The sequence below is a fragment of the Paraburkholderia sp. BR10141 genome (assembly GCF_056155635.1).
On the sequence record NZ_JBMIQH010000035.1, the window covers coordinates 24,446 to 35,879 of the forward strand.

Annotated in this window: 13 protein-coding genes; 6 read left to right on the top strand and 7 right to left on the bottom strand. The window is 66.6% G+C overall.

The genetic code is table 11. The annotated features are described in order from the left end of the window. Positions 1 to 250: 250 nt before the first annotated feature. The 6 genes from ACOJB8_RS33255 to ACOJB8_RS33280 all read left to right on the top strand — a co-directional run bounded on the left by ACOJB8_RS33255 (position 251) and on the right by ACOJB8_RS33280 (position 5,802). Positions 251 to 382, top strand: a complete 132-nt coding sequence (locus tag ACOJB8_RS33255) for a hypothetical protein (protein WP_342946555.1) — start codon at positions 251 to 253, stop codon at positions 380 to 382. A 102-nt stretch (positions 383 to 484) separates the two neighbouring features. Continuing rightward, the gene (locus ACOJB8_RS33260) at positions 485 to 2,683 is read left to right on the top strand and encodes a YcaO-like family protein (RefSeq protein WP_342946556.1); all 2,199 of its coding nucleotides are present in this window, start codon (positions 485 to 487) and stop codon (positions 2,681 to 2,683) included. A gap of 9 nt (positions 2,684 to 2,692) precedes the next feature. Next, positions 2,693 to 3,367 carry a putative 2OG-Fe(II) oxygenase gene (locus ACOJB8_RS33265; protein ID WP_475016333.1) on the top strand — a complete coding sequence of 225 codons (675 nt, stop codon included), beginning with the start codon at positions 2,693 to 2,695 and terminating at the stop codon, positions 3,365 to 3,367. Between the two features lie 5 nt (positions 3,368 to 3,372). Next, a complete protein-coding gene (locus ACOJB8_RS33270; protein WP_342946558.1) occupies positions 3,373 to 4,296 on the top strand; it encodes a hypothetical protein in 924 nt (307 codons plus the stop codon). Beyond that, on the top strand, positions 4,286 to 5,425 hold the full coding sequence (locus ACOJB8_RS33275; RefSeq protein WP_475016334.1) for an ATP-grasp domain-containing protein: 1,140 nt from the start codon (positions 4,286 to 4,288) through the stop codon (positions 5,423 to 5,425). The genes ACOJB8_RS33270 and ACOJB8_RS33275 overlap by 11 nt, the downstream gene beginning before the upstream one ends. Next, positions 5,422 to 5,802 (top strand): hypothetical protein, encoded by a 381-nt coding sequence (locus tag ACOJB8_RS33280; protein WP_342946560.1) that lies wholly within the window; start codon positions 5,422 to 5,424, stop codon positions 5,800 to 5,802. The genes ACOJB8_RS33275 and ACOJB8_RS33280 overlap by 4 nt, the downstream gene beginning before the upstream one ends. Positions 5,803 to 5,850: 48 nt before the next feature. Here the strand turns inward: ACOJB8_RS33280 and ACOJB8_RS33285 are convergent, their stop codons facing one another. The 7 genes from ACOJB8_RS33285 to ACOJB8_RS33315 all read right to left on the bottom strand — a co-directional run bounded on the left by ACOJB8_RS33285 (position 5,851) and on the right by ACOJB8_RS33315 (position 11,423). Further along, positions 5,851 to 7,008 (bottom strand): tetratricopeptide repeat protein, encoded by a 1,158-nt coding sequence (locus ACOJB8_RS33285; protein WP_475016336.1) that lies wholly within the window; start codon positions 7,006 to 7,008, stop codon positions 5,851 to 5,853. Positions 7,009 to 7,054: 46 nt separating this feature from the next. After that, a complete protein-coding gene (locus ACOJB8_RS33290; protein WP_342946562.1) occupies positions 7,055 to 7,819 on the bottom strand; it encodes a sigma-70 family RNA polymerase sigma factor in 765 nt (254 codons plus the stop codon). 13 nt (positions 7,820 to 7,832) lie between these two features. Continuing rightward, positions 7,833 to 8,567, bottom strand: coding sequence for a flagellar type III secretion system pore protein FliP (gene fliP, locus ACOJB8_RS33295; protein ID WP_428995935.1), 735 nt, complete (start codon positions 8,565 to 8,567; stop codon positions 7,833 to 7,835). Positions 8,568 to 8,646: 79 nt separating this feature from the next. Continuing rightward, positions 8,647 to 9,027, bottom strand: coding sequence for a flagellar biosynthetic protein FliO (locus tag ACOJB8_RS33300; protein WP_475016338.1), 381 nt, complete (start codon positions 9,025 to 9,027; stop codon positions 8,647 to 8,649). A gap of 5 nt (positions 9,028 to 9,032) precedes the next feature. Continuing rightward, positions 9,033 to 9,371 carry a FliM/FliN family flagellar motor switch protein gene (locus ACOJB8_RS33305; protein ID WP_342946565.1) on the bottom strand — a complete coding sequence of 113 codons (339 nt, stop codon included), beginning with the start codon at positions 9,369 to 9,371 and terminating at the stop codon, positions 9,033 to 9,035. 19 nt (positions 9,372 to 9,390) lie between these two features. Beyond that, on the bottom strand, positions 9,391 to 10,254 hold the full coding sequence (locus tag ACOJB8_RS33310; RefSeq protein ID WP_475016339.1) for a FliM/FliN family flagellar motor switch protein: 864 nt from the start codon (positions 10,252 to 10,254) through the stop codon (positions 9,391 to 9,393). After that, a complete protein-coding gene (locus ACOJB8_RS33315; RefSeq protein ID WP_342946567.1) occupies positions 10,251 to 11,423 on the bottom strand; it encodes a flagellar hook protein FlgE in 1,173 nt (390 codons plus the stop codon). The genes ACOJB8_RS33310 and ACOJB8_RS33315 overlap by 4 nt, the downstream gene beginning before the upstream one ends. Positions 11,424 to 11,434: the final 11 nt, after the last annotated feature.

The following is an 11,434-nucleotide window of genomic DNA, read 5'->3' on the forward strand; positions in this document are numbered from 1 at the left end:
CTATCCGGATCCCGTATGGCACGAGACCCGGCGCTGTCGAGGAAGTTATCCGGCCGCCGCGCGGGCGGTTTAGGGGTCACGTCGAGAAAATTTTTTGCCGGTGGCCCTAAACCGCTGCCGGCAGACGCGGATAACCTGATTGAACGTGGCGGAGAAGATCCAACGCTGCGCCGTCATGCCAGGGCCGCGTTCACGCGAGGCCGCCTCGTTGGGAGGCGCATTTGCATCCCTCTTTTCCGAAGGAACAGCGATGAAAAAAGAAGTCACGCCGCCGCAAGGCGCGAACAAGGACGCCAAGCGCTTCACGTGGTCGGCGACGTTCAAACAGCGCCAGGAGCAGGGCAAGCAGGTTCCGGCCGGCAGCGGCGGCGGCGGCAAGTAAGCCCCGCGTGTTGCAGGACTGGAATCGACGCGGCGCGCAGCAGCACATCGCGCGCCGCTTGCTGCCGTGTGTTCCACCTTGTTGCCGATGACCGAATACCTGATGCTGTCGCCACACGCGCGAGTCGCGGGCGACAGCTTGTGCATGTCCGTCGCGGGCAGTGAGATCCGCATCGATGCGCCACGTCCGCTGTTGCGCATGCTGACCGAGCACGCCGACGGCACCCGCCGCACTGACGACTGGCTCGACCAGATCGCGCGTCACTGGGCGCGCGCCGATCTCGAGCCGTTCGTCGCGAGCCTTGTCGAACAGGGTTTTCTGGTGGACAGCTGCGATCTGCCGGCGGCCTTGTGGCGCTTTGCGTCGAACCCGCGCCGCTTCGGCGCGCAACCGGACGACACCCAGATCGCGCGGCTCGTCACCGCCGCAGCGCTGCGCACGCTTGTCACCGAGGTACCCGCGCCGCCCGCTCACACGGCTTTAGCGACGGATGCGTATGCCGATGCCACCCACGCAAGCAGCCTGCGCATCGCGCCCGAAGCGACCTGGCTGACGCGCGCACTAAGCACGCGCACCAGCAAACGGCGCTTCGGCGCCCGGCCGGTCGCGCCGGAGAAGATCGCCGCGTTGTTGTGGGCCGGTTACGGCGCGAGCGCACGCCACGCTGAAGATGCGGCCGAACAGCCGCCGGTGCGAACCGTGCCGTCCGCCGGCGCGCTCTATCCGCTCGATCTCTATCTGGTGAATCTCCGTCCGCTCGAAGGCCTCGCCGCCGGTGCCTATTGGGCCCGCTTCGCGCCGGATCACTCGGTGCAACTCGATGCGCTGGACGCAAGCGCGCACGAAGCCGCGCGCGCGTTCGGCGATCCTGCCCTGGTCCATCAGGCGCAGGGTCTCGTCGTGATTGCCGGAGACTTCGCGCTGAGCGCCGCCAAGTATGGCCCGCGCGCCCTCTCGTATGTCGCGCTCGAAGCCGGGCACGCCGCGCAGAACGTCTTGCTGCAAGCTCAGGCGCTTGAGCTCGCGGCCGTCGAACTCGGCGGCTTCATCGAGAGCGAGCTGGCGCGCATCGCGGGGCTCACGGCGGCGAGCACGCCACTTATCACCATCGCCTTCGGCGTGCAGGACGACCACTCGCCGGCCGTGCCGGCCAAGGGCTGTGTGTTTGAATGGCTGGACCTGAATACGCCCGACTACACCCTGCCGTTCGCGATTGGCCAGGCGCGGGCAGACGGCGCCGAATGGTCATGGGGACGCGATCGGAACCCGTCGCGAGCCTGGCTCAAGGCGATCATGGAAGCGCACGAGCGCAAAGCCTGCATACGCCCCGGCGACCTCATCGACGCGCGGCGCGGCGATTGGGCCGACGCCCTCGACCCCACCGAGCTTGCGAGCTACGCGCCGCACCAATACCGGCGGCCGGATTTTCCGTTTGCGCCTTTCGATCCGCAGGAGCGCTACGACTGGGTCACCGGTATCGATGTCGCGACCGGCGAACCAGTCGGCGTTCCGGCCGACTGTGTGTACTACTCGCCTGCCTTGCGGCCTGGCCGTACAAAGCTGACGGCCGTTACGAGTTCCGGCGTTGCCGCTCACGACGAACACCATCGAGCACTTGAGAACGCCTTGCTCGAACTGCTGGAACGCGACGCCTTCATGCGTGCGTGGCTTGGCGGCCGGCCGCCGGCCGCCATCACGCCGGCCTCAATGCCGGCCGAATTCAGAGCACGGCTCGCGGCACTGAACGACGCAGGCGTGGAAGTCTGGATCCGTGCGCTCGACACGGCGCCGTTCGCCGGCGTGTTCGTCGCCGCGCAATCCGTGCAACATCATTTCACGCGAGTCGCGAGCGACGTCGCCGTGGATGCCCATACCGCGCTCGACCGCGCGTTGATGGAACTCGAAGCGGCCGTCGCGGCATCGCTCGCGTTCGCCGGGCCCGCCCCGCTCGCGCCGCGCGCCGTGGCAAGCTCGCAGGATCACGCGCGCCTGTACGCGCAGCCGCGCTACTTCAGAAGAGCCGACTGGTTTATCGCGGCCACCGGTGCCTCGATCGATTTCCGCGTGCTCGAACAGCACCATATAGCAGCCGATGCGGTCTGCGACACGCTTACCGCGCTCGGCCATCGCATCGTCGCTGTCGACCTGTCGCAGCCGGACGAAGCCGGACCGCATGTCGTGCGCGCGCTGATGCCGGGCCGCGTGCCGCTCTCGTTCGGCTACGGGCTGGAGCCCGAGGGCATGGCCGACACATCCGGGCAACGCCGCCGGCAAGCTCTTTTTCCTCATCCTTTCATCTAGGCAACTCAAGTGGAAACGCAAGCCGAAACCGCCAAGCCGGACGTCGATACACTCTGGACGAAGGCGCTGCAATGGAAATGGGCCACTCCGCTCCTGCACGTCAATCTGCTCGAGACCGCCCAGATGCCGCGAGCGCTTCACGAGGCACTGCAGCACTTCGCCGATCACAACGAAAACGAGCTCGTCTACGATCCGGCGCTGCTCAATGCGTCGTCGAACGCTTACACGCGCTACCGCTCCCAGGTGTTCTCACAGGCGACCGACCCCGCGCTGATCGAGGTGCGCGACCGCATGGATGCTCTGTGCGACCGCTATGTCGCCGAGTGCTACGGCACGGACCTGCCGCCGCATGTCAAACGCATCCAGATGTGGTTCGTGCTGCAGCACGCGAACGACGCCGCTGAAGCGATCCATGCGCACTATCACGAAGGCTCCGATATCGCATTCGTCTACTACCTGAACGTCCCCTCGGACGGTAGCGGCCAGCTGGTGTTCATCGATCCGCGCGGCCCGGTAGGACGCGGCGCGTTCGTACTGCCGCGCCACACGCTGACCACGCAGATCCGGCCCGCCGAAGGCGATCTGCTGATCTTCCCGCGCTACCTGATGCACTACACGACCACCAATACCGATCCGCAAACGCGCCGCGTGATCGCCGGCAGCGTGCGCTACGAAAAGGCCTGATGCACATGAGCCAAGCATTGCCCCGATTCCTCGTGCAGGACGTGCCGCCGGAGCGCACGATCATCCAGCACATCAAGGCCAGTTCCGATTTCGAAGCGCAAATGGCGCAGCATCCGTGCGCCCCCTTCGAAGGACTGATCCAGCTGAAACTGCCCGACGCCGTGTTCGCCGGCCTGCGCGACGCCGCCATGCAGGCGCTCGGCACCTTCGGCGCGTTCGGCTGGCTGTCGAGCGAGGGGCGAGACGCCGAAGACGCCTATCGCTCGCTGTCGCTGTCGTACAACCCCGACCTGCACGATCCCGGCATAGAGAACGTTCATCAGTCGACGCTCGGCACCTCGGTCAATACGGGCCGCGAGTTCTTTTACGGCAGCACGCAGAAATTCACCGCGCTCAAACATACCTACTTCGACACCTACGGCTTTCGCAAGCACACGCCGGCCGCTCGCACCGGTGGCCTCTGCGAGTTCCTGTCGAAGTGCGGACTGAGTCTGGTGCGTTCGCGCCTGTCGGTGATTTACGGCGAGCAGGGAGCGACTCGCGAATTCGCGACGGGCTGGCACCGCGACGAACGCGTCTTCGAAAATCTGCGCGTGAACATTCCGCTCACGTCGGATGCCGCCTACCGCATGCAGATCGAGCCTGCGCTGGAGCAGCCGGACGCCGGGTCCACGTCGATGCGCGAATATCATCTGCAGCCCGGCTACGCCTATTCGTTCAACACGAATCTGCCCCATCGGGTCTATGCGCGCGAGGCCTCCAACCAGCCACGCGTGCATCTGGTGCTCGGCTTTGCACCGTGGCTGTACTACGCCGAAGAAGACGACGCATGGGCGCCGAACCGGCACTACGGCCGAATTAACCCGCTCGACCTGCTGCGCCAGGGATTGTTGCATCCGCAAATGGAGTTTGACGGCTATGCGTCATAACGTGGTTCTGCTCGGCGCCGACGGCCGGGAAAGCAAGGCCAAGGTCAGGCACTATGCCGCCGCCGCGGCCACCCTCGGTCTCGATGTCGTCGATTACCCCGATGCGCGCACGCTCGGCATCGTGTCGTGCAGCGACTTTCGCGCCGCCGAAGCCAGCTGGCTCGCGCAAGCGCATGGCATTCCCTCGGCCGATCCGCTGGCGGCAACCATTGCCACCAGCAAGTCGCTCGTTTATCAGGCGATGCAGCGCGCCGGCTTCGACAGCCTGTGGTTCTGCATTCCGCGCCGCGACGAAGACCTGCTGCGCGCAAGCCACCGCGGCGCGGTGATCGTCAAGCCGGATCGCGGCAGCGGGTCGTTCGCCGAGCACCCTTGGGCGTACCGCATCTTCGATAGCGTGAGCGCATTTCGCGAGACGCTGATCGAGGAGGACCTGCTCGAAGCATTCCTCGCCTATCAGAACGACCCGCCGCTGCATCACGGCGCGTACCTCGTGATGGAATTCGTCGACAGCCATCTGAGCACGACCGCCGCCGTGGTCGGCCCGCAGGACATCGTGTTCTACGAATCCGGCACGGTCGAAATGGCTCACTCGGCGTGGCGACTGAAGGGCGCGTGGAACACGCTTGGCTGGCCCGACCCGGCGCATCCGGCGCGCGCGTTCGTCGAGGCGCTGGCCCATCATGGCCTCACGCGTTCGGTGGTCTACGTGCAATCGGTCGAGAAAAACGGCCGTCTCTACCCAATCGACTTCAACTTGCGCCCCAGCACGATGGGCGACTACGCGATCGATGCGCTCGGCCTGCCGTTTTACGAGGCCGCGCTTGCGTTTCAGCTCGGCCTGTCGGCACGCCTCGAATTCCAGTGGCCACAGCGCTGCATTGCGATCCGCCGCGTGCTGGTGCCGCTCGTACACGGCGAGCGGAGCGTCGACTACGGCCCCGATTGCGTGCCGCTCGTGCACGCGGTGCACTACGACGACAGCCGCCCCTACGATGTCGGCGACGCGTGGCCGATGTTCGCCGTCACGGGTGATTCCGTCGAAGCCTGCCGGGCGCGCGCTGAAGCGATCGCCCAGGCAGTGACCGCGAGTCTCACACCCGGCGCGCCGGTCGAGCGCCCGCGATGAAAGTCGATCCGTACGCGCAGATTGTCGCGCTTGCGCGTCAGCAGGCGTCCGAGGCGTCTCACGCCGCGCCGAACGCCGGCGCCCGCGCGAGCGCGCGCAAGCGGACCGACGGTCAACGTACGCCTCAGTTCGACTTGGGCCGCAGCATCGTCGAACGGATTCGCGAAATCGCGCCGGACGATCCGCGCCGGCCGCGCAAAGCCTTTCGCGTATTTCTCGAGGGCGTGCTCGCGCAGGAGTTCGGCAACACCACGCTTACCGATCCGGGCTACCAGCAGCTTGTCGACAACGTTATGGAACAGATGGAAGCGGAGCCATCGCTGGAAGGTCCGCTCTCGCGCGCCATCAACCTGCTGTTGGGCGGCGCCACCGTCTAGGCAGCGCAGGACGGCGCTGCGCACCTCAGCGTTCGGCTTTCGCGTTCTTCAAGAGTCCAGCTTTTCGCCGCGACGCGCCAGGGCGAACAGCGCCTTGGCCGGCAGCGCCGCGTTGCGCTGCCTGACGCCTTCGAGAATGTGTTCGACTGTCACGCGCGAATTGCCGTCGAGACGGGTGCCGCTCATCAGCGCTTGCACGTAGCGCGCCGTCGGGCTGCGCCGGTCGAGCCGCAGCGCGCGCGCAACGGCTTGCTCCGCCGCGTCGCGCCGGCCCTGCGCATACGCGGTCAGCGCCAGGCCGCCATGCGTTTCCGCAAAATTGCGGTCGCGTTGCAGCGCCGCTTCAAACGCGGCCTCGGCCCCCTTGTGATCGTTCATCGCCAGGCGGCTCCACGCGAGGCCGTGCCATGTGCCGACGTGATCGCCGCTGAGTTTCAGCGACGCTTCAAATGCCTGTGTCGCGCCGGCGGATTCGCCGCCAAGCAGGCGCGCGAAACCGAGGCCGGACCACGCGCGCGGCTCCGTGGCGCGCACCTGAACTGCCGCCTCGAAAAGCGCGCAAGCGCGCGCGCCGTCACTGTCGTTGAGCACCGCAAACCCGCTCACGATCAACGCCTCGCACTGCTGCGGCTCGAGTTCGAGCGCGCGCGCGGCCAGCGCAGCCGCCAACCGAAGGTCATCGGCATCGAGGCAAAGCAGGCTCGCCGCACCGAGACTCGCGGCGTCGCCTGCGAACGCGTCGTGCTGCTCGCGCACCAGAGCCAATGCCGTATCGAACTGGCGCTCATGATGCAACGCGCGAATCAGCAGCGACCACGCACCGGGCGGCAGAGAACCTTGCGCAGCGTAAGGCTGCAGCAGCGCCACGCAGCGCGCATGATCGCCCTGCGCCGCGCAGGCCGCCGCGAGATGGGTATCGACGCCGGACTGCGGGCCGGTTCGCGCACGCACGGTTTCGAACAGTGCGCGCGCCTCGCCATGCTCGCCCTTTGCCAGATGCCAGCGCGCCTCGCGAAACAGCAATCCGGGGCTCGTCGCATCGACGGCTCGCTCGCGTTCGAGGAAGCGCTCCGCAAAATCGAACGCGCGCGCACGCAGTGCAATATCGAACGCGTCCGCGAGCAGCGCGGTGTTGCGAGGATCGGTCGCCGCAAGCTGTTCGAACCGGACGAGCCGGCTCAGATCAGAGTCGGAAGGGATGTTCATCTGATGCACTCCGTGGAATACGCTGCGTTATGCCCTGCCATTGTGCCTACCATTTCGCGTCTATTTCGCTCGTTGCCAGCAGCGCCTCGCGCAGCCGTTGCAACGCGCGCCGGTGCAATTGCGAAATCCGCCCTTTCGACAGTCCCATCTGTTCGGCAATTTCGTCGAACGGTACGCCCTGCAGATAATGATGCCGGACGATCCGGCGCTCGGGTTCCGGCAGACCGGCGGCGAGCTCGCGCACGCGGCGCTGCATCTGACGCAGTTCGAGGCCGTCGTAGGGATTCGGCGCCTGCGCCTCGACGCCGCTGTCGACCATTCCGAGGCCTTCCAGCAGCACGCCGAGCGCCAACCCGATGCCCACACCCGCCATTTCCTTGAGCAGCGCGGCATCGCGCACCGAACCGAGCCCTTCGGCGAGCGACGCCGCCCGCGCATCGCGCGCGCGCATGCGCTGCCGCAGCGCGATCTGCTGCTGGCGCTCGCTCAGCTTTTCGAGGCCGTCGAGCACCGCGCCCATCATGCGGGTGCTCGCATACGTGCGAAACTGCGCGCCACGTTCGGGCTGATAGCGTTCGAGCGCCTCCAGCAAGCCGATCGAAGCGAACTGCAGATAGTCGTCGAACTCGACTTCGTCGTGCGTCCTGCCCGCGTAGAGCTTGCCCGCGATCACGCGCGCGTACGGCATATGATGCGTCAACAGCGCCTCGCGTGCCGCCGCGTCGCCGTGCTCACGCAACGCGCGCCACAGCGCCTGTTCGCGCTCGGGCTCGAGCGCCTGGCGGTCCGCTTCAAGATGCGCGTCTTGCACGTATCACGCTCCGTCAGTGGAAGGAGCCGACCAGCGCCTTCACGACCAGCTCCCAGCCGTCCACCAGCACGAACATCAGGACCTTGATGGGCAGTGAGATCGTCGCCGGCGGCATCATCATCATGCCGAGCGCCATCAGGATGCTGGAGACGATCAGGTCGATCAGCAGAAACGGCAGCAGAATGACGAACCCGATCTGGAACGCCGTGCGCAGTTCCGAGAGCATGAATGCCGGAATCAGCTCGACGTTGCTCACGTCCGCCTCTTTCTCCGGTACCGGTGCCTTGGCCAGTTCGATCATCAACGCAAGGTCCTGCTCGCGCGTCTGGCGAATCATGAACTCGCGCAACGGCGCCATACCCGTCTGGTAAGCGGACTGCATCGACATCTGCCCCGCCATGAACGGCTCGAACGCGGTGCGGTCGACCTTTTCCAGCACCGGCGCCATCGTGAACAGCGTCATGAATAGCGCAAGACCGATCAGGACGGAATTTGGCGGGGTTTCCTGCATACCCAGGCCCTGGCGCAGCATCGACAGTACGATGACGATGCGCAGAAACGAGGTCACCGAAACCAGCAGCGCAGGAATCAGGCTCACCAGCGTCAGGCCTATCAGCACCCGCAACGCCAGCGCTGTGCTGCCGGTTGTCCCGTTCGAACTGCCGAGCGCGTCGAGCGCGCCGGCGACACTGTCGCTTGCCGGACCCGCGCCGACTCCGTGACTTGCCGCCACGCACGCACCGCTCATGAACAGGGCGGCCAGGCCCAGGCCGGCAAGCGATGCGATGCGCGCGGCCCGGGGACTGCAGCGCAGGCTGCCCGATGCGTTACGCCACATCGTTCGCACTCCCTGGCTGCGCCGCTGCAGCGGCATGCGGCTCGTCGATCAGGCATGTCGCGCCTTGCGATCCGTCCGCAATGAGAAGCCGTCTGCCCTCGTAATCGATAACGTGCAGCGTCGAATGCGCCGAGAGGCGCTGCGACACCACCACTTTCAGCAACGGCCGGTCGCGCCGCGCCAGCCCGCCGAGGCGGCCCGGGCCGTCGCGCCGCAGCTTGCGCGCCGCATACAGGACCGCGCAAAGCAGCGCCGCCAGAAGCACCAGCGCGGCCGCCGAACGGCCCGTGATCCACGCATCGTCGCCGCGTTGCAGCGGGATGCCGGACGGCAGTTCAACCTGCGTGGTACTTGCCACGCTCGCCCCCAACGTGCTCACAGCTTGAGCCCGACCGGCACTTCGGTGAGGCGCACGCCATAGGCGTCGTCGACGGCGACCAGTTCGCCACGCGCGATCACGCTCCCTTCGAGCAGGATGTCGACCGGTTCGTCGACGAGCCGGTCGATGGTCAGGACATCGTCCCGGCGCGCGTTGAGCAGTTCGCCAATGCTCAATTCGATGCCGCCGACGCACACCCGCAGCGTCGCCTTGACGTTGCGCAGCGGATGCAGCGTGCGCACGAGCGCATCGGATTCGGAGGGCGCCTGCGGCGCGTCGCCGGTCTCGGCGAACTTCAGGGGATGCGCCACGGTGGCGGAAGGACTGTCGTGCATAGCGTTCTACAAGCAGGAGTTAGCGGTTCGATTCCGCGTGAAGCTTCAGCACCTTGCGCGCGTCACGCGCGTGCAGAAAGCCGCTGAAAAGCGTGTTGCCGGATGCGTCGATGACGTTCAGCGGCGCATCGAGCCGGTGCCCGAGCGAGATGACGTCGCCGACGTGCAAGCCGGCCAGTTCGCCAAGGCTCAACGCGACCGGTTCGGTTTCAACCGCCAGCGTGAGGCGGCCGCCCGCGAGCGCATCGGCCAGCGGCACGACCGTCTCGCGTACGGCCGCAGCGCGCGACTTCTCGCGCGCCGCCGCGGACGGCAGCAAGCGGTCGGCGGTCGCGGCGCTCAGCAGCCATTGCACCGCCACGCCCGAGCCGCTCGATGTGAGTTGCACCGCGCCGTTCCATGCGCGCAGCGAAGCACGGCAGGCGTCGCCGGCAGGTGTATCGCCGGTGGACACGCAACCGATCTCGACCGCCACCGCGGTCAGCAACGCGTCGTAGGCACGCTGCGCAAGTTGAACGCTCAACGGCACGGCTTCGGCAGAGGCCCGTTGCACGCCCTGTGCGGGCAGGCCAAGCCACGCGGCGGCCAACTCTTGCGACGTGGCGCCTGCGAGCCGATAGAACGCTGCTGGCGCTCCGTTCGCATCGAGGCCGAGCGTACGCCAGCCTGCGTCGTGCTCGCTTGCCACGCTAGCCGCGCGTGACGTGCTACGCGTGCCTGGCGCGGTCTGCCGCGGCGCCACGCCGACGCGCCCGGCACTGTGCTCGAGAACAGCCGCGTCGAGCGACCATGCGCTCTGCCAGCCGTCGAGCACCGCCGCGAAACGCTGCAATAGCGCTGCGTGCTCGCCGGCCGTACGATAGCGCAACTTGCTGACGTTCACGCCTGGCCATCCATGGAGAAGAGCTGCTGGAGCATCTGGTTAGCTGTCGAAATCAACTGCGACGACGCCTGGTAGCCACGCTGCATCACGATCAGTTCGCTGAATTCGCTCGACAGATCGACGTTGGAACCCTCGTATTCATTCGCCTGAATGGAGCCGAAACCGTTGTCGCCGGCGTGACCGAGCTGGAGCAGCGCGCCGTTGGCCGCATCGAATTCGTTGTTGCCGTGGTCCGTAAGATCCGACGCCGAGCCGTAGGTGGCTAGCGCCAGTTGCGGGCCGGTGCTGCTCTGGCCGTTCGAGTAAGTCAGCGACAGCGCGCCGGTGTTGTTGAAGGTGGTGTTCGTCAGCGTCCCGGCTGTGTAACCGTCCTGCTGGCCGACCGCCAGCGTCGACGAAGTGCCCGCGGCAAACGACGTGACGTTGGTGCTGAAGTCGAGCGTCACGTTCTGCGCCTGCCCGCCGGTCGGCGTATAGGTGAAGCTGATCTTCGACTGGGCCGGCACCGGTTCGCCGTCGCTGAAGGCAATGTTGCCGGTCGCCACAGTCGTGCTGCCGTCCGACACCGTCACGGTCCACGTGTTGGCCGCGCCGCCCGACGCCGGCGCGAACGCGAGCGACAGATCGTGCGCGCCGCCGCCTGCGTCGTACACCGGCACTGAGTTGATCGCATCGGTGGTCGCCGTGCTCGACAGATTGCCGGTGAAGCTCACCGTGGAAGTGGCGTGCGGCGCGCTCGACTGCACCGAGCTGAGCGTGATCGGCGACAGCGCGCCATTCGCGCCGAGCGACATGACGCGCGTCGTGCCGTCCTGCATCGTCAGATAGCCGGCCGCATTGAACTGGAAATCGCCGTCGCGCGTGTAGTGAACGTGGCCCTGCGCGTCCTGCACGACGAACAGGCCGTTGCCGTTCACGGCCACCGCCAGCGGATTGTTCGACTGCACCGGCTGCCCCGACGACAGATCGAGCGCCACCGCGTAAGCGTTCAGGCCGCCACCGTCGCTGGAGCCGGCCTGCTCGTCCGGGCTCGACAATTGGTCTTCGAACTGGATGTCCGAACCCTTGAACCCCGGCGTGTCCATATTCGTCACGTTGTTGCTGATGACCTGCAGCCCTTTCGTGAAACCGTTCAGGCCCGATACCGCAGTGTTGATCGCGTCGATCATTGTGGTGCTCC

Excerpts from the sequence above, each read along its gene's own strand:
- ACOJB8_RS33255 (WP_342946555.1), top strand. The coding sequence starts at position 251 with ATGAAAAAAGAAGTCACGCCGCCGCAAGGCGCGAACAAGGACGCCAAG.
- ACOJB8_RS33260 (WP_342946556.1), top strand. The coding sequence starts at position 485 with ATGCTGTCGCCACACGCGCGAGTCGCGGGCGACAGCTTGTGCATGTCC.
- ACOJB8_RS33270 (WP_342946558.1), top strand. The coding sequence starts at position 3,373 with ATGAGCCAAGCATTGCCCCGATTCCTCGTGCAGGACGTGCCGCCGGAG.
- ACOJB8_RS33275 (WP_475016334.1), top strand. The coding sequence starts at position 4,286 with ATGCGTCATAACGTGGTTCTGCTCGGCGCCGACGGCCGGGAAAGCAAG.
- ACOJB8_RS33280 (WP_342946560.1), top strand. The coding sequence starts at position 5,422 with ATGAAAGTCGATCCGTACGCGCAGATTGTCGCGCTTGCGCGTCAGCAG.
- ACOJB8_RS33285 (WP_475016336.1), bottom strand. The coding sequence starts at position 7,008 with ATGAACATCCCTTCCGACTCTGATCTGAGCCGGCTCGTCCGGTTCGAA.
- fliP (WP_428995935.1), bottom strand. The coding sequence starts at position 8,567 with ATGAGCGGTGCGTGCGTGGCGGCAAGTCACGGAGTCGGCGCGGGTCCG.
- ACOJB8_RS33305 (WP_342946565.1), bottom strand. The coding sequence starts at position 9,371 with ATGCACGACAGTCCTTCCGCCACCGTGGCGCATCCCCTGAAGTTCGCC.
- ACOJB8_RS33315 (WP_342946567.1), bottom strand. The coding sequence starts at position 11,423 with ATGATCGACGCGATCAACACTGCGGTATCGGGCCTGAACGGTTTCACG.